Raw genomic sequence first — 25410 nt, 5'->3', positions numbered from 1 at the left:
GTGGCAGGGGCGTGGACACCGCTTCGACGTTGACGAAGTCGTACACAGGCAATTTCGAGCATGCGCAAGGGGATCTTTCTGCTGTGCTCCGGTGCCTCCGAGTCTGAGCGAGAGGTTAGAGGATGAATTTGAGGTCAGCCGCACCCGTCGACCACGATCTGGAACTCATACCGTTGTCGCGGGCGCAGTACAGCATGTGGCTGGCCGATAATCTCCCGGGCAGGCCCAACGTCAATATCGCACACTACGTCGAAATCGAGGGCGAGGTCGACGTCGAGCTGCTCACCGAAGCGGTGAACATCGTTGGGCGGGAAACTGAATCGCTGGTTGTGCGGGTCGTCGAATGCGACGGCCGCCCTTACCAATTCGTGGACCGCAGTATCATCTACGCCGAACCTCTGCTGGATCTGTCCGATGCCGACGATCCGTACGAAGCGGGCATGGCGTGGATGCGCCGGGATTGCAGTACCAGGGCCGTCGATCTCAGCCGTGACCGGCTGGCCGTCACCAAACTCATTCGCATCGGCGAGGACCGGTACCTGTGGTACGCGCGCGCCCACCATCTCATCATCGACGGATACGGCGCCTTCAACGTCATAAGCCGGATGATCGAGCACTACAACGCCATCCTCGAGGGTAGACAGCCGCCGCCCTTGGTGGCGGCGGACCTGCGTGCTATCGCCGAGGCCGACCGCGCGTACCACGAGAGCCCGCGCTTCGAGACCGACCGCGCGTACTGGCGTGCGAAGGTCGCCGACCTGCCGAGTCCGGTCAGTCTGTCGGGGCGGGCGGCGCGCTGGAGCGATAACGACCATGTGGCCGGTCGCAGGCTTCCCGACCAGCTCTCCGAGATGCTCGACCGGTTCGCGGGGAATCTGCACGCCTCGCCCGCACAAGTGGTCGTCGCCGCGTTCTCCGCGTTCCTGGCCCGGATGACCGGCTCCGACGATGTGGTGCTGTCGATGCCGGTGAGCGGCCGGGTGACCCGGCGGCTGCGGCACGCCGCCGCGATGTTGGCGAATATGGTGCCGATCCGTTTCACCGTGACTCCGGAGACCACGGTGGCGGAACTGATCGGCGCATCGGTTACCGAGCTCGTCTCCGCGATCCGGCATCAGCTCTATCGATTCGAAGATCTGCGCCGCGATTCGAATATCGCCGAGACAGGGGCCAATTCGTTCGGTCCGGTCGTGAACATCCTCTTCTTCGATACCGAGATCCGCCTCGGCTCCGCATTCGGCCGCTATCGCGCGCTCACCTCCGGCGCCCTGGACGATATGCAGCTGAACCTCTATCGTCCCGGTGCCGACGGGCCCTTGCTCCTCGAATTGCACGGCAATACCAATCTGTACAGTCCGGAAGAACTCGAACAGCACACCACGCGGTTCGTCGAATTCCTGCAGCGGCTGCTGGAGTCGCCGCTCGACACTCCCGTCACCGATATCCCCCTGGTCGATTCCGCGGAAGAGCGGCGCATCGTCGGGGAACTCGCGGGCCGGGACGGGGTGATCGCCGATACGACGCTCGTCGATCTGCTCGCCCGCCGGGCCGCGGCGAACCCGGACGCGGTGGCGGTCACCTTCGGCTCGACCGCCCTGACCTACCGGGAACTGGACGAACGTTCCAACCGACTCGCCCGCGCGCTCATCGCACGCGGTGCGGCACCCGAATCACTGGTGGCCGTGGCGATGCCACGGGACGCCGATCTGATCGTCACCACGCTGGCGGTGCTGAAATCGGGCGCCGGGTACCTGCCGCTGGATATCACCCACCCCGCCGACCGGCTCGAATACGTACTCACCGACGCCGATCCGGTCCTCGTGGTGACGAACCGTGCGCTGTGTGAGGGGTTTCCGGGTGATCCGGGCCGGACCGTCGCGTTCGACGACCTCCGCACCGCGGATACCGGCTGCGCGCCGGTCACCGACGCCGAACGTCTCCGCCCGCTGCGCCCGGACAACACCGCCTATGTCATCTACACCTCGGGGTCGACAGGTCGCCCCAAGGGTGTGCCGATCGGTCATCGCGCGGTGGCGTCCTATCTGACCAACGCCTGCGCCGAGATCGGCATCCGGCCCGACGATGTGTGGACACTGTTCCACTCCTTCGCCTTCGACTATTCGGTGTGGGAGATCTTCGGTCCGCTGGTCTCCGGCGGCCGTGTCGTCGTCGTGGATATCGAGACCACGCGGTCACCCGATGATGTCGTACGGCTGGTGGCGCGTGAGAAGGTGACCGTCTTCAACCAGACCCCGTCGGCTTTCCAGCAGTTCACGGCCGCGCGGGAGCGATACGCTGCGGACGGCGAGCCCGAGGGGGCGCCGGCGCTGCGGACGGTGATCCTGTCCGGGGAACGCCTCGACCCGGCGGGCCTGGCCCCCTGGTACGAACACGATTCGCGAGTTCCCGTACTGGCCAACAGCTACGGGATCACCGAGACCACGGTGTTCGTGACCTACCTGCCGCTGACCCCGCAGCACGCTGTGCCGGGCGCGGCGAGTGCGATCGGAACGGCGCTGCCGGGTCTGCGGACCTACGTGCTGGACGAGCGGTTGCGACCGGCACCGCTGGGCGCCTGGGGCGAGATCTATGTCTCGGGCGCACAGCTGTCCCGCGGATACCTCGGCCGCCGGGCGCTGAGCTCGGCGCGTTTCGTCGCCGACCCGTTCGGTGCGCCGGGGGCCCGGCTGTATCGCAGTGGAGATGTCGCGCGGTGGAATCACCGGGGCGAACTGGAATACCGGGGCCGCGCCGATCAGCAGGTCCAGTTGCGCGGGTTCCGGATCGAGCTCGACGAGATCCGCAACGCCCTGCTGACCGACGATACGGTGTCGACGGCGGTCGTGATCGTGCATCGGCCCGGTACCGAGGCCGCCCGTCTGGTCGCCTATGTGGTGCCTGCCGGGGATACGGACTGCGGCGCCGACGCACTGCGCGCTCATGTGGCCGAAATGCTGCCGGAATACATGGTGCCCGCGAGCATCGTCGTGCTGGCCGAACTGCCGCTGACCGTCAACGGCAAGATCGACTACCGATCGTTGCCCGAGCCGGTGTTCGATTCGGCAGCCGCCTACGTCGCGCCGAGCACGGTGGTCGAGGAGATGATCGCCGATGTCTTCGGCGATGTCCTCGGTATCGAGCGAGTAGGCGTACTCGATCGATTCTTCGACCTCGGCGGTAATTCGCTCACCGCGACGAGCGCCGCCGTGCGGATCGGCGAACTGACCCGCTGTGATGTTTCGGTGCGCGACCTGTTCGGCAAACCGACCGTCGCCGAACTCGCGGCGCATATCACGGCCGAGCGCCGACCGGGCCGTCCCATCCTGCGGCCCCGGTCACGGGGCGACGAGCCCGTCCCGCTGGCGCCCGCGCAGAACCGCATATGGCTGATCAACCAGGTCGACCCGGCCTCGGCGGCATACAACATCCCGCTGGTGCTGGAGCTGTCCGGACAGCTCGACGCCACCGCGTTGCGGACCGCTCTGCTCGATGTGCTGGAACGGCACGAAGCACTGCGCACCGTGTTCCCGGCCGTCGAGGGATCCGGCGTCCAGGTCGTGCTGCCGGCCGAGGACGTGGTCGCCGGTCTCGATCTGACACCCGAGACCGCCGACACCGACGATATCGAGTACCGGATCGGTGACCTGGCGGCACAGGGATTCGATGTGACCGTGCGCCCGCCGCTGCGCAGTGCCCTGCTGGCATCCGCGGATCGCCGCCGCCATATCCTGGCCGTCGTTCTGCACCACATCTGCTGTGACGGATCATCGCTGCGGCCACTGGCCGGCGATCTCGCGACCGCCTACGAGGCCAGGGTCCAGGGCAAGACACCGGACTGGCAGCCGTTGCGCGTGCAGTACGGCGACTACAGCCTCTGGCACCACGATCTGCTCGGCGCGGAGACCGACCCCGAATCGCCGGCGGCACGCCAGCTGAGCTACTGGACAGTTCGATTGGCAGGTAAACCGCCGGTGCTGGAACTGCCCGCCGACCGGGCTCGCCCGGCCCAGCGGTCGATGCGCGGTGACCGCGCCGAGACTGCGATTCCGGCCACGGTATTCGGTGGGGTCGAGGGACTGGCCCGGTCCCACAACGTCACCACCTTCATGGTGGTGCACGCCGCGCTGGCCGTACTGCTCGCCCGGCTCTCGGGCTCCCACGACATCACGATCGGCACCGCGGTGGCCGGCCGTGGCGAACAGGCGCTGGCACCACTGGTCGGGATGTTCGTGAATACGGTGCCGTTGCGTACCGAGATCCGCCCGGAGGAATCGTTCGCCGCCTTCCTGGCGCGGGTCCGCGATATCGATGTGGACGGTTTCGCCAACAGCGATCTGCCCTACGAACGGGTCGTGGACGAGGTCGAGCCGCGACTGTCGAGCGCGCACCCGGCGCTGTGCCAGATCTACCTGGCCTTCGAGAATATGGACCGCCCGAGCCTCGAACTCCCCGGGCTCACGGTGGAGATCCTGGATCCGGGTGCGCAGCCGGCGAAGGCCGATCTCATCGTCACCGTCGCGGAGAACACCTCCGGTGGCGGTGATGTCGCCCTGCGCCTCGATTACGCGACCGATCTCTTCGACCGGGGCACGGTCGAGGAACTGGCCGCCCGATTGAACCGGGTGCTCGACGCGGTCGTGGCGGATCCGCATATCCGGGTGGGCGGTGTGGATATCTTGTCGGCGGCCGAACGAGCCGGTCTGGTACCCGCGTCGGGGGCTCCGGCGGAGGCGCCGCGGATCCTGGCCGATGTGTTGTCGGTATCGGACAACGATGCGGTGGCCGTGATCTCGGGTGAGCGAACGGTCACCTATGGGGAACTGGACGCGTGGTCCAATCGGATCGCGCGCGATCTCATCGCCCGCGGGATGGGCCCGGGTGATCATATCGCTCTGGTGATGGGGCGGTCGGTCGAGTTCGTGGCGGCTGTCCGGGCGGTGACCGGGACCGGCGCGGCCTTCGTTCCGGTGGATCCCCGGAATCCGGCCGAGCGGGTCGCGCTGATGCTCGACGACGCCGCGGCGCGGGTCGCGGTAACGGTCGCGGCGTCGCGGGAACTGATACCGGCGTCGATTCCGCAACTGGTACTCGACGATCCGGAGACCGCGGCCACGATCGGCTCCCGATCGGCGGCGCGAGTGACCGACGCAGACCGGGTGCGGCCCGCACGGTATGCGGATACGGCCTACGTGCTGTACACCTCCGGGTCCACCGGGATGCCCAAGGGCGTAGCGGTGACCCATGAGGGTATGGCGAATTTCGCGGCCGAACAGCGGGACCGTTACCAGGTGCGGCCGTCGTCACGGGTATTGCAGCTGGCGGCACCCGGTTTCGACGCGGTCGTACTGGAATTGCTGATGGCGCATGCGAACGGCGCAGCTCTTGTCGTCTCGCCACCGGATGTCTTCGCCGGTGCCGAACTGGCGGAACTGATCCGGGTGCAGCGGGTCTCGCACGCATTCGTGACGCCGACCGTGCTGTCCACCATGTCTCCGGCGGATCTGCCGACGCTGCGGGTGCTGGTGGCCGGCGGCGAGGCGGTACCCGCGGAGACGGTCGCACTGTGGGCGCCCGGCCGCGAACTGTTCAACGGATACGGCCCGACCGAGACCACGATCATGGTCGCGATCAGCGATCCGTTGTCGGTGGGCGACCGTGTCACGATCGGCGGGCCGATCCGCGGTGTCGAAGCCGTGGTACTGGATTCGGAATTGCGGCCGGTTCCGGTCGGGGTGGCCGGGCAGCTCTTCATCTCCGGTGTCCAGCTGGCCCGCGGCTATCTGAAACGGCCGGCCGCCACGGCGGCCGCGTTCGTGGCCGCACCCTATGGTCCGCCCGGGACCCGGATGTACCGCACCGGGGACCTGGCGCGCTGGACATCCGACGGGACGCTGGAATACCTCGGCCGCACCGATTTCCAGGTGAAGATCCGCGGTCAGCGCATCGAACTCGGCGAGATCGAAGCCGTGCTCGCCGCGCATCCCGCGGTGGCGGTCGCGCACGTGATGGGCGTCGCCGGTGCGCACGGTGCGCGGCTGGCCGCCTACCTGGTGCCCACGGACAGCGATATCGATCCGGCGGAGCTGCTCGCGTATGCCGCGCAGCGGTTGCCGGCGCATATGGTTCCGGAGGCGGTGCTGGTGCTCGATTCGCTGCCGTTGTCGCCGGTGGGCAAGATCGACCGCGCCGCGCTGCCCGAACCGGTGTTCGGCACGACCTTGACGGAATACGTCGCCCCGCGCGATACCGTCGAGCAGACCGTCGCCGAGGTGTGCGCAGCGGTGCTGGGGGTCGAGCGCATGGGGGCCTTCGACAGTTTCTTCGAACTGGGCGGCAACTCGCTGTCGGCTACCCGCGCCGCCGGGCAGTTGGGCGCCGCGTTCGGTGTCGATATCGCGCTGCGCACGATCTTCGACGCACCGACCGTCGCGGCGCTGGCCGATCGGCTGCGCGCGAGCCGCCCCGGCGAGCGGCAGCCATTGGTACCGCAGGCGCGCCCCGAGCGGATCCCGCTGTCGCCGGCGCAAGCCCGCATGTGGTTCCTCAACCAGTTCGACACCACCTCACCGCTGTACAACATTCCGCTGGTGATGCAGCTGTCGGGCGCCCTCGATGTGGCGGCCATGCAGGCCACGATCGCCGATGTCCTCGACCGGCACGAATCACTGCGCACGCGCTATCCGGACAGCGACAGCGGACCACATCAGGTGATCATGCCGGTGGCGGGTGCCCGGGCGCCGCTGGTGCCGGTCCCGGTGACGCCCGGCGAGGTCGAGGACCGCATCGCCGCGGAGACCGCGACCGGCTTCGACGTGACCCGCGAGGTCCCGTTCCGGATCACGCTGCTGCGCACCGCACCCGACGAGCACACCCTGGTGCTGGTCGTCCACCACATCAGCTTCGACGGCTCGTCGCTCGCCCCGCTGGCCGCGGATCTGATGACCGCCTACCGGGCCCGGTCGCGAAACCAGGAGCCGCAGTGGGCTCCGCTGCCCGTGCAGTACGCCGATTACACATTGTGGCAACGGAAACTGCTGGGTAGCGAGGACGATCCGGACAGCCCGACGGTCGCGCAGACCGGCTACTGGCGCTCGGCGCTCGCCGATCTGCCCGAGGTGCTCGACCTCCCGACCGACCGGCCCCGCCCGGCGCAGCAGAGTTTCCGCGGTGCGACGGTATCGACCACGCTGGCCGCCGATCTCCATCGTGAGGTCGTCGCACTGGCCCGCCGGCACGACACGACCGTGTTCATGGTGATGCACGCCGTCTACGCCACGCTGCTGGCCCGGCTGTCGGGAACCGGCGATATCGCCGTCGGTACGCCCATCGCGGGCCGGGGCGAGCCCGGCCTCGACGGCCTCGTCGGTATGTTCGTCAACACACTGGTGCTGCGCACCCGGGTCGTACCGGGTGCGTCGTTCGCCGATATCCTCGATCAGGTCCGCGCCACCGATCTCGGGGCCTTCGAGAATGCCGATATCCCGTTCGAGCGACTCGTCGAGGTGCTCAATCCACCTCGTTCGACGGCACACGCGCCACTGACACAGGTGGGGTTCTCGTTCCAGAACATCGAGATCCCGACCGTGCGGTTCGACGGGCTGACGGTGACATCTCGGATGATCGATCCGAGTGTGGCCAAATACGATCTGCACCTGAATCTCGTGGACACACTGTCCACCGACGGTGGATCCGGCGGTATCGCCGTCGAATTCGGTTACGCCACCGATCTGTTCGACGAATCGTCGATACAGTCGATCTTCGACCGTTACCAGCTGTTGCTCCGCGCGGTCGTCAGCGATCCCACCGGGCCGATCGGTGATATCGATCTGCTGACCGAGACCGAGCGGCGGGCACTGGCCGAGCGGTCGCACGGGGTGATCGCGCCCGCGCCGGCCGCCACCCTCGCGGATCTGTTCGCCGCGCAGACGCTGGAAACCCCGCGGAACACGGCTGTCGTCGACGCGGAATCGGGTGCCCGGCTGGACTACCGGGAGTTCGGGGCGCGGGTGAACCGCCTGGCCCGGGCGCTCATCGGCCGCGGCGCCGGTCCGGGCACGGTGGTCGGCGTCGCGATGCACCGCTGCGTCGACCTGTTGACCACCCTGTACGCGATCCACGCCGCCGGCGCCGCGTACCTGCCCCTGGACCCGGAGCATCCGGCCGAACGGCTCCGCTCGGTGCTGACGACCGCCCGGCCGATCGCCGTGCTCACCCGGCCCGGCGACGAAGTGGACCTGCCACCCGGCGTGCCGGTGTGGCCCGTCGCGGAACTGCTCGCCCAGCACACCGATTCGGCTCCGGTCACCGATGCCGACCGGAGCCGCCCGCTGGACCCCGGCGATCTGGCCTACGTCATCTACACCTCCGGCTCGACCGGTGTGCCCAAGGGCGTGGCCGTCGCGCACCACGCGGTGGTGAACCAGCTTCGCTGGATGCGGGATCACTACGGACTCGACGGTTCCGATGTGATGATCTGGCGCACCCCGGTGACCTTCGACCTGTCGGTATGGGAACTGTTCTCCGCGGCGGTATGCGGTGCGGCGTTGGTGGTGGCCGACGCCGACGCGCACCGCGACACCAGGGCGCTGGCGCGGTCGATGGCCGGATACGGGGTCACGACGATCGATTTCGTACCATCGCTGCTCGCCGCGTTCCTGGCCACCACCGACGGCTACGAGTTCCCGGAGCTGCGGCGCGTCCTGTGCATCGGTGAGGCGCTGCCGGCGGATACCGTCCGGCGGTTCACAGAGTTCAGTGCGGCCCGGATCGACAACCTGTACGGGCCGACCGAGGCCGCGGTCAGTGTCACCTCCCATCGTGTCGAGACGGTGACCGGCACCGCCGTGCCGATCGGTGTGCCCGAGGCGAATATCGTGGTCCGGGTACTGGACGCCCGGCTGCATCCGGTACCGGACGGTGTCACCGGTGAGCTGTATCTCGGTGGCGTCCAGCTCGCCCGCGGGTATCACGAGCATCCGGCGCTGACCGCGGCCGCTTTCGTCGCCGATCCGCTGGGGGCCGCCGGTACCCGGCTGTACCGCACCGGCGATCTGGTGCGCTGGGACGCCACGGGCGATCTGCGCTATATGGGTCGCGCCGACACCCAGGTGAAACTGCGTGGTCTGCGGATCGAACTCGGTGATGTCGAGGCCGCCTTGGTGGCGCACGACGGGGTGGCGGCCGCGGTGGCACAGGTGCTCATCGATCACGGTGAACAGCGGCTGGTCGCCCACGTGGTCGCGGCGCCGACCTGGGACAGCCGGGAGATCCGCGCATCGCTGTCGGAACGGCTGCCCGCGTATATGGTTCCGTCCGCGCTGGTCCGGATCGACTCGATACCGCTCACCGCCAACGGCAAGGTCGACTATCGGGCGTTGCCGGCACCGGATCCGAGTACGCGCCCGGCCGAGCATCGGGAACCGCGGGGACTGGTCGAGCAGACGGTGGCGAATGTCTTCGGTGAGCTGCTCGAACTGCCGGATATCGGCGCACCGGACGATTTCTTCGCACTGGGCGGCAATTCGCTGCTCGCGACGCGCGCGCTGAGCCGTATCGGTGACATCCTCGATGTCACCATCGCGGTGCGGGTGATCTTCGAGGCGCCCACTGTCGCCGACCTCGCCGAGCGCATCACCCGGTTGCGCGCCGTACCGAGTCTGCCGGCGCCCACGCCGGGCCCGCGCCCCGAACGGGTGCCGCTCTCGCTCGCGCAGTCACGGATGTGGTTCCTCAACCAGTTCGATCCGGGCGCCACCGGATATATCGTCCCACTGGCCATCCGGCTCGACGGCGTACTCGATCTCGGTGCGCTCACCACGGCTGTCGCCGATGTGGTCGAGCGCCACGAGAGCCTGCGCACCGTGTACCCGGCCGTCGACGGTGTCCCCGCCCAGGTCGTACTGCCGGCCCACGAGGTCACCGCGCGCGAGGATCTCGTACCCGAACCTATCGCCGAGGGAGAACTCCCGCGCCGGTTGTCGGATTTCTTCGGTATCGGCTTCGATGTGGCGAAAGGTGTGCCGCTGCGGGCCGGGCTCTTCCAGCTCTCCGAGGAGTCCTGGGTTCTCGCGCTGGCCGCGCACCACATCAGTTGCGACGGTTTCTCGGTCGCGCCACTGGCCACCGACCTGGTGACCGCCTACCGGGCGCGTTCCCTGGGGGGCCGACCGGAGTGGGCGCCGCTGCCGGTGCAATTCGCCGATTTCGCGCTCTGGCAGCGCGAGGTGCTCGGTTCGGCGGACGACCCGCATTCGCGCGGCGCCCGCGATATCGACTACTGGCGTACGCGGCTCGCGGGTATCCCGGATCTGCTGGAGCTGCCGGCCGACCGTCCGCGGCCGCTGCGGCGCACCCAGCGCGGTGCGTTCGTGCAGATCACGATTCCCGCCGACGTGCACCAGCGGGTGCGAACCCTGGCGCGCCGCGCCGGGGCGACCACCTTCATGGTCGCGCACGCGGCGCTGGCGGTACTGCTGTCCCGTCTGTCCGGGGGAGACGACATCACCATCGGTGTGCCGCACGCGGGCCGTGGGCACCGGTCGCTCGACGACCTCGTCGGCATGTTCGTGAACACGCTGGTGATGCGTACCCGGATCACCCCGGACCAGACCTTTCGGGAACTGCTGGACCAGGTACGGCGCGCCGATATCGAGGCCTTCGATCACGCAGGTGTTCCGTTCGAACAACTGGTGGAAGCACTGAATCCGGTGCGATCGACCGCGCATACACCGCTGTTCCAGGTGATGCTCGCCTACCAGAACATGGACCGGGCCCGGATCGAACTGCCGGAACTCATCGTGCAGAACATCGATCCCGGTGACGACGCCGCCATCTACGACCTGCTGTTGATGATGTCGGAGGGGTACGGCGACCACAACGAGCCGGTCGGTATGACGCTGCGCCTCACCTATGCCACCGATCTGTTCGACGAGGACACCGTCCGGCGGTTCGCCGCGCAGTTCGTGCGCGTACTCGACACGGCCGCGACCGATATCGATTCGGTGGTCGCGGGAGTCGAACTCCTCGATATCGCGGATCGATCGGTACTCCTGGACCAGTGGAACGCCACCGGCGGCCCCGTGGTCACCGGCCGGACACTGGTAGACCTCTTCGACGACCAGGTCGCGCGGACCCCGGCCGCGCCGGCGCTGCGTGGCCCGGACGGTGAGGTGCTCACCTACCGGGAATTCGACAGCCGCGTCAACCGGCTCGCCCGCCGGCTGACCGCGCGCGGAGCCGGACCGGAAACCGTGGTGGCGGTGGCAGTCCGGCGCTCCATCGAACTGGTCACCGCGCTCTACGCGGTGGTGAAGTCCGGTGCGGCGTTCCTGCCGCTCGATCCGGAGCATCCGGGCGCCCGGATCGCGCGGGTGCTCGACGCTGCCCGCCCGATACTGATACTCAGCACGACCGCGGACGCCGAGGAGCTGCCGCCCGAATACGAGATCGAGCGGATCGACCGGATCGACCTCAGCGGCTACGACGCCGCGCCGGTCACCGACGCGGACCGGAATGCGCCGCTGCGGCCGGACAACGCGGCCTATGTGTTGTTCACCTCGGGTTCCACCGGCACCCCCAAAGGGGTCGCGCTCACCCACGCCGCGACGGTCGCCCAGCTGGCCTGGGCACAGCGGGAATGGCCACACGACGGGTCGGACGCGGTCCTGTACAAGACACCCGTCACCTTCGATATCGCGGTATGGGAGCTGTTCTGGCCGCTGCAGACCGGCGCGCGGATCGTGGTCGCCGAACCGGACGGTCACCGGGACCCGGCGTACCTGGCGAAGGTCGTCGCCGAGCACCGGATCACCACGGTGCACTTCGTACCGTCGATGCTCGATGTCCTGCTCGACACCAGCGGTAGCCCGATGCCTTCGGTCCGGCGGGTGTTCGCCGCCGGTGAGGCGCTGGCGCAGCGCACCGCCGATCACGCGGCGCGGGTGTTCGGTTCCGCCGAGATCGTGAACTGGTACGGACCGGCCGAAGCCGAGGTAGTCACCGCACACCGGTGCTTGCCCGGGGCATCCGCCGGCGCCACCGTCGCGATCGGGCGGCCGGTCGCCGGTATGCGGGTCTACGTGCTGGATTCCCGGCTGCAACCCGTTCCGCTGGGTGTGGTCGGCGAACTGTACGTCGCGGGTGTTCAGACCGCCCGCGGTTACCACGGGCGGCCCGACCTCACCTGCGCCGCGTTCGTGGCGCACCCGTTCGGCGCACCGGGCGAGCGGCTGTACCGCACCGGCGATCTCGTCCGCTGGACGAGGTCCGGCGATATGGAGTTCGCGGGCCGGGGCGATTTCCAGGTCAAGGTCCGCGGGCAGCGGGTCGAACCGGGTGATATCGAGGCCGCCTTGTGTGCGCTGCCGGAGGTCACCTGGGCGGTTGTCGTCGCGACGGCCGAACGGATCGCCGGTTACGTGACACTCGTACCGGGCGCGGTGGCCACCGGGCGTGAGCTCCGCGACCGGATCGCCCGGACACTGCCGGGGTATCTGGTACCGGCGGCCGTCGAGGTGCTCGACGCTGTTCCGCTCACCGCCAACGGCAAACTCGACCGTTCGGCGCTGCCGCGGCCGGTGTTCGAGGACGGTGCCGAATTCGTGGCCCCGCGCACCGCCCGGGAGACCGCGCTGGCGCGTATCGTCGCCGATCTCACGGGATCCGACCGGGTGAGTGTGGCCGCCGATCTGTTCGAGATCGGAGTCAACTCGCTCTCGGCGGCCCGGATCGCCGCTCGTGCCGAGGCGGCGCTGGGCATCGAGGTCGGTATCCGGGATATCTTCGACGAGCCGACGATCGCCGGACTGGCCGAACGACTCGCCACCCGCCACCGCGGTGCCGCCGCGGTGCCCACGGCGCGCGAGCGTCCGGCGACCGTCCCGCTGGCGGCGGCGCAGCGGCGGATGTGGTTCCTCAACCAGTACGACACCGAATCCGCCGCCTACAACATCTGTTTCGCGGCCCGGCTGACCGGTTCGCTGGATATCGACGCGCTGCGCGCGGCGTTCCTGGACGTGTCCGTCCGGCACGAACCGCTGCGGACCGTGTACCCCGCGGTAGACGGTGAGCCGTGCCAGGTCGTCCTGGACGCTCCGGCCGATCCGGCCGAGCTGCTGCCGGACGCCGAGGAGGTCGCCGATGCCGCCGAACTGGCGGAGCGTATCCGCCGAGTGGCCGAGACGGGCTTCGATGTCGCGGTATCGGCGCCCGTCCGGGCCCGGTTGTACCGCGCCGGAACCGGCGAGTACGCCCTGGTGCTGGTGGTGCACCATATCGCGGCCGACGGAGCCTCGGTGCCCGCACTGGCCCGCGATGTCTTCACCGCTTACGCCGCCCGTGCGCAACAGCGACCACCGCAGTGGCAACCGCTGTCGGTGCAGTACGGCGACTACGCGCTCTGGCAGCAGGAGCGGCTGGGCGCCGAGGATGATCCCGAGTCCCTGGCCTCCCGGCAGATCGCGTACTGGAAGAACATTCTCGGCGATGCGCCGGAACTGCTGGATCTGCCCACCGACCGCCCACGGCCGGCCACCGTCACCACGGCGGGTGGCAGTGTGCGCTTCGGCATCCCGCCCCGGCTGCACGACGCCGTCGCGCGGTTGGCGCACGAAGAAGGCGTGACCGTCTTCGTGGTCCTGCACGCGGCGCTGGCGATCCTGCTCGCGCGCACGGCGCACAGCGACGACATCTCGGTCGGCACCCCGGTCGCGGGCCGGGGCCACGAGGCGTTCGACGATCTGGTCGGAATGTTCGTCAATACCGTGGTGCTGCGCACCCGGGTCCACGAGGATCGGTCCTTCCGGGAACTGCTGGCGCAGGTACGCGGCGTGGATGTGGCCGCGCTCGCCCACGCCGACGTCGCCTACGAGAGGCTCGTCGATGTGCTCGAGCGCTCACGGTCGACCGCGTACACACCCCTGTTCCAGGTGATGTTCGGATTGCAGAACACCGAGCCGGCGCGTTTCGAACTGCCGGGTGTGGGCGTCGAACTGCTCGATCCCGGTATCGCGCAGGCCAAAACTGATCTCACCGTCCTGCTGAACGAGCAGCGCGACGGCGACCGTCACACGGGCATCGCGGGTGAGATCGTCTACGCCACCGATCTGTTCGCCGCGCCGACCGCGCAGGCGCTGGCAGAGCGGTTCGTGCGGGTCCTCGAGGCGGTCACCACCGATCCGGCCGGAATGGTCGGCGATATCGATCTGCTCACTCCGGAGGAAGCCGAACAGCTGGTACCTGCCGTCGGCGGTGATGCCGAAGTTCCGTGCCTGCTGCCGGATCTGCTGGCCGCGGCCGTCGCGGCACATCCCGCGGAAGTCGCGCTGATCGGGGAGACCGAAACCCTGACCTACGCCGAGCTCGACCGGCGATCGGAGATGCTGGCCGGATATCTGCTGTCCCGGGGCGCGGGTCCTGGAATGTTCATCGCGCTGGCGGTTCCGCGGTCGGTGGACTACCAGATCGCCATGTGGGCGATCGCCAAAACCGGCGCAGGCTTCGTTCCGGTGGATCTGCGGTACCCGCGGGAGCGGATGACCCATATGATCGCCGACTCCGGTGCCGCGTTCGGTCTCACGGTCCGGGACGCACTCGCGGCGCTGCCCGACGGTACCGGTTGGTCGGTACTCGACGATCCGGAAACGGCCGCGGAGATCAGCACGCAGCCCGGTCTCTTCGATACGGCCGCGGTCCGTCGTCGCATCCGGATCGGGGACGCGGCGTACGTGATCTACACCTCCGGATCCACCGGAACGCCGAAGGGAGTGGTGATCACCCACGAAGGACTGGCGAATTTCGCCGCCGCCCAGCGGGTGCGCTATCGGGTGGACCGTACCGCGCGGGTGCTGCATGTGGCCGCACCGGCTTTCGACGCGGTACTGCTCGAGGCATTGATGGCGTGTGCGGCGGGGGCGTCGCTGGTGATCTCGCCGGCGGATGTGTTCGGCGGTGCGGAACTGGCCCAGCTGATCCGGAAGCACCGGGTCTCGCATGCCTTCCTGACGCCGAGCGTGCTGGCGACGGTCGCGCCCGCCGACCTGGAATCGGTGCGGGTGCTGGCGGTCGGCGGTGAGATGGTATCGGCCGAGTTGGTCGCCTCCTGGGCGCCCGGGCGGCAGTTGCACAATATCTACGGTCCGACCGAGACGACGATCGTCATCACCATGAGCGCGCCGGTGCGGTCCGGCGGTCCGATCGATATCGGTGGTCCTATCCGCGGCGCCCATGCCGTCGTCCTGGATGCCCGGTTGCGGCCGGTACCGGTCGGTGTGGCGGGCGAGTTGTACCTGGCGGGCGGCGCCCTGGCCCGCGGCTATCTGAACCGCCCGGCGCTGACCGCGGGTGCGTTCGTGGCGAATCCGTACGGCGGACCGGGATCGCGGATGTATCGGACCGGCGATATCGTGCGCTGGACCGCCGGACACACACTGGAGTACGTCGGCCGCAGCGATTTTCAGATCAAGATCCGCGGGCAGCGCATCGAACTCGGTGAGATCGATGCCGCGCTGGTCGCGCAGTCCGGCGTCGCCACCGCTGTCACAGTCAGCCGTCCCGGTCCCGACGGCCGGGCGCTGCTCGCGGCCTATCTCGTCGGCGAGCCCGGCGCGGAAGTCGAGCCGGGCGTCGTGCTGAACGGGCTCGCGGGTGTACTGCCGGCTCATATGCTGCCTGCGACGATCACTGTGCTGGACCGGATGCCGCTCGCCTCGACCGGCAAGGTGGACCGGAAAGCGCTGCCGGAACCCGTTGTCGCGGTGCGGGACACCGATATCGTCGCGCCGGCCACCGATATGGAGCGCACCATCGCCGCGGCGTTCGCGGATGTGCTCGGGGTGGCGTCGGTCGGGGCGAGCACATCGTTTTTCGCGCTGGGCGGCGATTCCATCATGTCCATCCAGCTCGCCGCGCGGCTGAAGGCCGCCGGAGTGGTCGTCCGCGCGCGCGATATCTTCGAATGCCGGACCGTACGGGCTCTGGCGCAGGTCGCCGCGGCCACGACACGAGTGACGCTCGCGGAACTGCCGGGCGGCGGTATCGGTGATATCCCGAGCACGCCGATCGTGGCCTGGTTCGGGGAGCGGCTCGGCGCGGCCGGAAGGTTCGCCCAGTCGATGCTGGTACGTCTGCCCGGCGATGCGGATATCGCCGATATCACCACGACGGTGCAGGCGCTGCTCGACCGGCACGATATGTTGCGGTCCCAGCTGCACGAACGCTGTCTGCGGGTGCTGCCGGAAGGTGCGGTCGACGCGGCGGATTCGATCCTCGTGCGGACCTTCCGTGCGGACGAGGCACCAGGGGGCGACGGGTTCACCGCCGTCGCCGAAGCCGCACTGGCCGCGGCCGCCGACCGCCTCGATCCGGCCGCGGGCCGGATGCTGCAGGTCGTCTGCTTGCTGCCCGTCGCGGGAGTGGAGGTGGAGGGGCGGGCCCTCATCGTGATCCACCACCTGGCGGTCGACGGCGTATCGTGGCGCATCCTGCTCCCCGATTTCGCGACCGCCTGGCAGCAGATCGCGGAGGGACGTGGTCCGGAGCTGCCCGCGCAGGGCACCTCCATGCGGCGATGGGCCCACGCCCTCACCGCGGCCGCCGCGGACCGGGCCGGCGAATTCGAGCTGTGGCAGCGGTCGAGCGAAGCAGCCGACCCGTTGCTGGGCCGGACGGCACTGGATCCGGCGGTCGACACCCAGGCGACGGTCCGGCAGCTCACGGTATCCCTGCCGGTCGAGGTGACCTCGGTCCTGCTGGACGTGGTGCCCGAGGCCGCTCGGGGTAATGCCGACGACGCGTTGCTGGCGGCGCTCACGGTCGCCCTGGCTCGCTGGCGGGGACGGCGCGGTATTGCCCATCCGGGCGCGAAGATCCTGCTGGAGGGCCACGGCCGGGAGGAGCAACTCGCCCCGGGCGCGGATCTCTCCCGCACCGTGGGCTGGTTCACCAGCGCCTATCCGGTGGCCCTCGACCTGGCCGGAGTCGATACCGGTGATATGCGCGCGGTAGTGAAATCGGTGAAGGACCAGTTGCGGTCGGTCCCCGACAAGGGGATCGGTTACGGTCTGCTCCGTTATCTCGATCCGGTGACCGGCGATCGGCTCGCGGCCGCGCCGGAGCCGCAGATCAGCTTCAACAATCTCGGCCGGGCCGGTGTCGATATCGCCGCGCTGTCGGGTCTGGCGTGGGTTCCGACCGGTGAGGAGTTCGATCAACGCGGGGCATTCGATCCGGATATGCCCGCGGCGGCGGTCGTCACGATCGATGTGAACACCACCGATACCGCGGCCGGACCGGTGCTGTCGGCGCATATCGGCTATGCCTCGCGATTGCTCGACCGCGCGGAGGTCGAAGAACTCGCCGGCGACTGGGTGGATGCCGTGCACGAGATCGCCGCGGCGGCGCGGGCGGACCACGATTGGGGTCTTTCGCCGACCGATGTTCCGCTCGTCGCGGTCACCCAGTCCGATCTGGATGCCTTCACCGGCCGCTACGGTCTGCTCACCGATGTCTGGTCGCTGGCGCCGCTCCAGGCGGGCCTGCTCTTCCACGCCGAATTCGCTGCGGGCGAACTGGACGTGTACACCGCCCAATCGGTACTGACACTCGCGGGCACGGTCGACGCGAACCGGCTCGAACGAGCCGCGTGGGCGCTGCTCGAACGGCATCCCAATCTGCGCGCGGCCTTCACCCGGACAGTCGACGGTATCGCCGCCCAGGTCGTTCCCGCCGCGACGGCGCTGCGCTGGTGCCGCGCGGAGATCGAAGGGGATGCCACCGAGCTGGACCGATTGATCGAAGCCGAACGGGCGGTGGTGTTCGATCCCGCCGATCCGCCGCTGCTGCGTTTCCTCGCGGTCACGGTGGGGCCGGGAGATTTCCGGCTCGTGCTGACGGCACACCACCTCCTGCTCGACGGTTGGTCACTGCCGCTGCTGTGCCGGGAACTGATCGGCTTGTACGCGGTGGGCGACCGTACCGATCTGCTGCCGCCCGCACCGTCCTATCGCGACTATCTGGAATGGCTCGACGGCCGCGACCACGACGCCGGGGTGCGGGTGTGGCGCGAGGCACTGGGCGAATCCACCGAACCCACGCTGATCACCGATCCGCATACCGCCACGGTCGCCGATATCCCCGTCGATCTGCCGCTCGTGCTCGATCGCGCCACCACCGAGCGGTTGGCCGAGTTCGCCCGTGGTCGGGCGGTCACCATGGCCACGATCGTCCAGTTCTCCTGGGCGGTGGTGCTGGGCAATCTGCTGGGCACCGAACGAGTGGCATTCGGTAGCACCGTCTCCGGACGGCCCGCCGATCTGGCCGGTGTGGAGTCGATGATCGGGTTGTTCATCAATACGATCCCGGTGGCCGTCGATATCACGCGGGACCGGACCGTCACCGACGCGCTGGATCGGCTGCAGGCGGACAACACCCGGCTGCTGGATCACCACTACCTCGAACTGTCCGAGATCATGTCGGCCGCGCACACCCCGCAACTGTTCGACACCCTGGTGGTCTTCGAGTCCTATCCGGTCGACAGCAGCGGACTCGGTGATACCGATATCGACGGTATGCGGGTGGTCTCGGCCGAGGGTCGCGACGCCGCGCACTATCCGCTGCTGGTGCAGGCCCACCAGACCGATGAACTGCACGTCCGCGTGCGGTACCAGCGGGCCCGTGTGGACGACCACACGGCGGCCGGTCTCGCTGCCCGCCTCGGTATCGTGCTGCGCGCCATCGCCACCGATCCGCGTATACCGCTCGGCGCGATCGATATGCTCACCGCCGACGAGCGTGCGGAGTTGGTGCAGGCCTCGGGCGGTCGCGCCGAGGCATCGCGCTCGATGCCGGAACTGCTCGCGGCCGGCGCGGCCGTCGATCCCGCGGCCGCCGCGCTGATCGCGAACGGGCGCACTGTGTCCTACCGGGAACTGGACGCCCGTTCCGACAAGCTGGCGCGGAAGTTGATCGACTGGGGTGTCGGCCCGGGCGACCACGTGGCGCTCGCGCTGCCGCGCTCGGCCGAGTTCGTGGTCGGTCTCTGGGCGGTGACCAAAACGGGCGCCGCGATCGTGCCCGTCGATATCCGTAACCCTGCCGATCGCATCGCGTTCATGGTCGAACACGCGGATATCCGGGTCGCGCTCACGAGCAGAGCCGTGCGGGAGCTGCTGCCGGATTCGGTACGGACGATGGAACTCGACGACCCGGCAGTACGGGAGTCCATCGATGCGTACCCGCCGGGCCGGATAGCGGACGCGCACCGAGTGCGCGCCCTGAATATCCGGGATACCGCGTACGTGCTCTACACCTCGGGTTCCACCGGTGTGCCCAAGGGCGTGGCTGTCGCGCACGAGGGCTTGGCGAATTTCGCCGCAGAGCAGCGGAGGCGCTTCGACGTCGACAGCGGGTCGCGAGTACTGCAGGGTTCGGCGCCCGGGTTCGATGTCCTGATTCTCGAAGTACTGCTGGCGCACAGCAGCGGCGCGGTGCTGGTGCTGCCGCCGCCGGAGGTGTTCGCGGGCCCCGAACTGGCGGAACTGGTCCGGACGCAACGGGTATCGCACGCGTTCCTGACACCCAGCGTGTTGGCCACAATGTCACCGGAGGGCTTGGAAACGCTCCGCGTGCTGGTTGCGGGCGGGGAGGCGGTAACGCCGGAAACCGTCGCCGTGTGGGCGCCGGGGCGGCGCTTGCTCAACGGTTACGGCCCCACCGAGACCACCATCCTGGCGTGTATGAGCGAACCACTGCGCCCTGGTGCCGCGGTGACGATCGGCGCGCCACTGCGCGGGGTGGAGGCGCTCGTCCTGGACGCATGGCTGCGGCCGGTACCGCCCGGAGTGGTGGGGGAGCTGTACCTCGCGGGTGTGCAACTGGCACGCGGGTACCTGAGCCGGCCGGCGACCACAGCGGCTGCGTTCGTCGCGAATCCGTTCGGTGCGGCGGGAGCACGGATGTATCGCACCGGCGACCTCGTGCGCTGGACCCCCGACCGCGCACTGGAATATCTCGGACGCCGGGATTTCCAGGTCAAGATCCGTGGTCAGCGAATCGAGCTCGGTGAGATCGAAGGCGTCCTGGCCGGGTGCCCCGGCGTGGATCACGCGGTGGTCGTACTGCGACCCGACGAGCGGGGCCGCAAGCGACTGGCCGGTTATCTGGCCGGTGACGCGACGGTGGACCTCGCTGCCGTGCGGACGGCCGCGCGCACGCGGCTGCCCGCGCATATGGTGCCCGAAGCATTCACACTGCTGCCCGAGCTGCCGCGGACCACAAGCGGAAAACTCGACCGCCTGGCCCTGCCCGCGCCCGAGTTCGGTTCCCGCCGTGAGTGGGTGGCTCCGCGTACCGATGCCGAGCAATGTGTGGCGGAGATATTCGAGCGCGTGCTCGATATCGAGAAGGTGGGTGCGACGGACGGCTTCTTCGACCTCGGCGGCAATTCGCTGTCGGCCACCCGGGTCGCGGCGCAGTTGAGCGCGGCGACCGGCGTCCGGGTCGGCGTCCGGGAACTGTTCGAGGCACCGACCGTGGCCGATCTCGCCGCGAACCTGGCCGGTCTCGGCCGCGAACAGCGGGCGCCGCTGGTCGCGCGCACCCGGCCCGCGCTGGTGCCACTGTCCCCCGCCCAGCAGCGGATGTGGTTCCTCAACCAGTTCGACACGTCGGTGGGCGCCTACAACATTCCGCTGGTGATCAGATTGCGAGGCGAACTCGATATCGAGGCGCTGCGCCGGGCATGCGCGCTGGTCGTGGAACGGCACGAATCATTGCGCACCAAGTTCCCGACGGACGAAGGCGTCCCACACCAGGTGGTGGTGGCGGCCGGAGAAGTCGTACCCGATCTGATCCCGATACCGGTCGCGGAACAGCAGCTGACGCGGCGTGCTCTCGCCGCGGTTTCCGCGGGTTTCGATGTGACCCAGGCGCCGCCGTTGCGTATCGAGTTGTTCGAACTCGGCGACTGCGACCACGTCCTGATGATCACCGTGCACCATATCTGCGCGGACGGGCAGTCGATGCTGCCGCTCGCCCGTGATGTGACGATGGCGTACGAGGCGAGCCGGCAGGGGACCGATCCGCTGTGGCCCGCGCTGCCGGTCCAGTACGCCGATTACGCCCTGTGGCAGCACGAGATACTCGGTGACGAACGTGATCCCGAGTCACTTGTGTCGCGGCAACTGCGGTTCTGGAAACAGACCCTCGGCGGGCTGCCCGAACTGCTCGAACTGCCGACGGATCGGCCACGGCCCCCGGTGGCGTCGATGCGAGGGCGCGCTGTCGAATTCGAGGTCTCCGCCGATCTGCACGCTCGGATCGGTGCGGCGGCCCACGCGGCGAACGCGACGGTCTTCATGGTGCTGCACGCCGCGCTGTCGGTGCTGCTCGCCCGGCTGTCCGGGGTCGGCGATATCGCGATCGGCACCCCCGTGGCCGGTCGTGGGATGCGTGAACTCGACGATCTGATCGGTATGTTCGTCAATACGCTGGTCTTGCGGTCGCGGGTCGCGTCCCGGCAGACGTTCGCCGAGCTGCTCGCCGACACCAGGGAAGCCGATCTGGCAGCGCTGGCGCACGCGGACGTACCGTTCGAACAGGTCGTGGAGGCGCTGAATCCGCCCCGATCGACCGCACACCTGCCGCTGTACCAGGTGACACTCGATGTCCAGAACCTGAGCGGGGCCGCGGTCCGGCTGCCCGATCTCACGGTCGAACCGGTCGAGAACGGCTTCGAGCAGGCGCAGGCCGATCTGAACGTGAAGCTCTCGGAGCGGTTCGACGACGCGGGCCGTCCGGGCGGGCTCGTGGGCCGGCTGACCTTCGCGACGGATCTGTTCGTCGAGGAGACGATGAACCGTTTCGCGCGGGCATATGTGCGGATCCTCGAGGAGGTGACGGCGGATCAAGCGGTCGTCGTCGGCGATATCGATCTCGTCGATGCCGGGCAGCGGAACATGCTGCTGGCCGCTGCGGGCGAGGACAGTGCCCGAATCGCCGAAACGACTCTCGCGCAACTGTTCGCCGAACAGGTCGCCGCCCGGCCCGAGGCGATCGCGGTGACCGGCAGTGGGTCGGCGCTGACCTATGCGGAGCTGGATCGGCGCGCCACCCGGATCGCTGTCCGGCTGGCCGAGCACGGTATCGGCCCGGAATCGCTGGTCGCCGTGGCCCTGTCCCGCTCGGTCGATCTGGTGGTCGCCCTGCTCGCCGTGGTGCGTACAGGCGCCGGGTACCTGCCGCTGGATGTGGCCTATCCTGAGCAGCGGTTGCGATTCGTCCTCGCCGACGCCCGCCCGGCGGCCGTGCTCGCATCGGCGCGGACAGTCTCGGCGGTGCCCGAGTTCCCGGCTCCGGTCCTGCTCGTGGAGGACTGTGCGGCGGGTGGATCGGAGGATCCGGCCCCGGCCCTGCCGGTCGCCCGGCCGGACAATACGGCCTACGTGATCTACACCTCGGGGTCCACGGGCCGCCCGAAGGGCGTGACAGTCGGCCATCGCGAAGCGGTCACACTGTTCACCAATATGCGCGCGCGTTTCGATCTCGGACCCGGCGATGTGTGGACCATGTTCCACTCCTATGCCTTCGATTTCGCGGTATGGGAGATGTGGGGCGCGCTGCTGACCGGTGGCCGGCTGGTCGTGGTCGACTACGAGGTGTCCAGATCACCCGAGGCGTTCGCCGATCTGGTCGCCCGAGAGGGCGTGACGGTCTTGAGTCAGACGCCGTCGGCGTTCTACGGATTCGCCGAGGCCGACCGGGAGCGCCGGATCTCCGGTCGTGGCGGTCCCGAACTCGCACTGCGGTATGTCGTGTTCGGCGGCGAGGCGCTGGATCCCGCCCGGCTGGCCGGCTGGTTCGCCGCCCACGCACCCGATTCACCTCGATTGATCAATATGTACGGGATCACCGAGACCACGGTGCACGTGACATTCGGCGAGACAACCGGATCGGAAGTCGTGGGAATCGGTACACCCCTGCCCGGTATGCGGGTCTACGTGCTCGACGAACGGATGCGTCCGGTGCCGATCGGGGTGGCCGGAGAGATCTTCGTGGCCGGTGGCCAGCTCTCCCGGGGCTACCTGGGTGCACCCGGCACGACAGCGGGCCGGTTCGTGGCCGACCCCTTCGGGCCGGACGGGGCCAGGCTCTACCGCTCGGGCGACGTCGGCCGGTGGCAGCACTCGGAGCGGGGATTGGAGTTGCGCTACCTCGGCCGCGCCGACGCCCAGGTCCAGTTGCGCGGCTACCGGATCGAACTGGGCGAGGTCGAATCGGCGTTGCTCCGGCATCCCGCGGTCGTGCGGGCGGCCGCGGCCGTGCACCAGCACGAGCACGGAATCGCCCAGCTGATCGGTTATGTGGTGGGAGCGGACGGGCAGCAGATCGATCCGGCCGCGGTCCGGGCCGCGGCGGCGGAGGTGCTGACGAGCTATATGGTGCCCGCGACGGTCACCGTCCTGCCCGATCTGCCGTTGACGGTCAACGGCAAGCTCGATCGGAAAGCGCTGCCCGCACCGGTTTTCGATATGGCCGCGAGCGAATTCGTCGCACCGCGGACCGGGACCGAAAAGGCGATCAGCGAGGTGTACGCACAGGTCCTGGGCGTGCAGCGGGTAGGGGTCTCGGACGGTTTCTTCGATCTGGGCGGAAACTCGCTGCTGGCGACCATGGTGGTACGCGAATTGAAGACCCGCGGTGTCGCGATCGCCCTGCCGTGGATGTTCGACGATGCCACCCCGGCGGCTCTGGCACGCCGCGCCGACGCCGCCGAGGGCGGATCCGGTCTGCAGGTGCTGCTGCCGTTGCGGGCGAGCGGTTCGAAGCCGCCACTGTTCTGCGTGCATCCCGCGGGCGGGCTGGCGTGGTTCTACGGCGGCCTCGTCGAGCACGTGCACGAAGACCGGCCGATCTACGGTCTGCAGGACCCGCATGTGGTGGCCGGTGCGGACCCGGCGGAATCGGTGGATCAACTGGCCGAACGCTATACAGCCGAGATCCGCCGGGTACAGCCGGACGGCCCCTACCATCTGCTCGGCTGGTCGCTGGGCGGGCAGATCGCGCATGCCGTCGCGGTCCGGCTCCGCCGGGCCGGTGCCGAGGTCGCGTTGCTGGCGCTGCTCGACAGTGCGGTGGAACTGCCCGGCGCACCGGCCTCGACGGAGGCCGCGCCGGACCGGCTGCCGGGACAGATGATGTCGGATCTGCTCGGCGGCTGGCGTGAACTGTTCGATCTCGGTGACGAGGTGAGTGCCGGTACCCACGAACAAGCCTGGACGGTCATTCGTGAACAGGTGCTCGGTACCGCGATGTTCAGTGCCGAACAGGTGGACCGGGTGATGACGAGTTTCGAAACCGCGAGCGCGATCGCCGACCGGTACCGGCCGGAGGTCTTCGACGGGCACCTGCACTTCTTCACCGCGGGAAAGGACCACGCCGACCACGACTCGCTCGCGAGATCGTGGCGGGATTATGTGACCGGGGAAATCCACAATCAGGTGGTCGATGTCCGCCACCTCGAGCTCAGTCACCCGGAAGCGCTGGCCGTGGTCGGTGCCGTAATAGAAAGGGCCGTGGAGTAATGCTGAATGCGCAACAGACGCTGAAACTCGACGACGGCAGGGTGGTCGATTGCCCGAGCCCGGCCGAAGCGAGATTTCTCTGGGGTGAGATCAGCGTGGCGACCGGTTTCTACTGCCGGGCCGCCGCCTGGTTGCGGCCCGGCGATATCGCCCTCGATATCGGGGCGAACATCGGGCTCAGCGCGATGCTCTTCGCCGAGGTCTGCCCCGCGGCCCGGGTGATCGCGGCCGAACCGGTCCCAGCGACCTTTCAGTGCCTGGAACGTAATCTGGCCGCCCACGTCCCGCATGCGGTACCGGTCCGCACCGCGGTCGGCGCCGAGCCGGGCGTTCTCCCACTCACCTGGTACCCGCAGGCTCCGGCGAATTCCGGGCTGTACGCCGATCGCACAGAGGACGACGAGGCGACCCGGACCTTTCTGCGCAACAGCGGGTTGGACGACGAGGCGATCGCGCTCATCACGGCAGGTCTGCACCAGGGCGAGCAGATCGATGTCGAGGTGACCACGGTGTCGGCGATCCTGGACGAGCACGGCCCGGAAGGCGATATCGGCTTGCTCGAAGTCGACGTCGAGCGGGCCGAACTGGATGTGCTGCGCGGGATCGCCGAGCGGGATTGGCCGCGGATCCGCGCGGTCGTGGCGGAGGTACACGACACCGCAGGCCGCCTGGCCCAGTTCCGGGATCTGCTGGGCGTCCACGGGTTGTCCGCGCGGATAAGGCAGGACCCGAGTCTGCGGGGTACCGATCTGCACGAGGTGTACGCCGTCAGGGGCGAGTGAACCCGATCCGGCGTCCGTGCCGGTGCGGGGCGATACGACAACGACAACGATCT

The 25410-nt window shown here is 68.8% G+C and carries 2 protein-coding genes; both read left to right on the top strand.

What is annotated here, in order from left to right; genetic code table 11:
- Nucleotides 1-122: 122 nt before the first annotated feature.
- Nucleotides 123-24575 carry a non-ribosomal peptide synthetase gene (locus tag IEY68_RS30780; protein WP_063000455.1) on the top strand — a complete coding sequence of 8151 codons (24453 nt, stop codon included), beginning with the start codon at nucleotides 123-125 and terminating at the stop codon, nucleotides 24573-24575.
- Nucleotides 24575-25357: an FkbM family methyltransferase gene (locus IEY68_RS30775; RefSeq protein ID WP_058856203.1), complete on the top strand. Its 783-nt coding sequence runs from the start codon at nucleotides 24575-24577 to the stop codon at nucleotides 25355-25357. Before IEY68_RS30780 ends, IEY68_RS30775 begins: the two co-directional genes overlap by 1 nt.
- The last annotated feature ends 53 nt before the right edge of the window (nucleotides 25358-25410 follow it).

This window comes from Nocardia jinanensis (assembly GCF_014645735.1).
GTDB lineage: Bacteria > Actinomycetota > Actinomycetes > Mycobacteriales > Mycobacteriaceae > Nocardia > Nocardia jinanensis.
The sequence above is the reverse complement of the archived record's forward strand: the minus strand, read 5'-3'. Positions and strand labels throughout refer to the sequence as shown.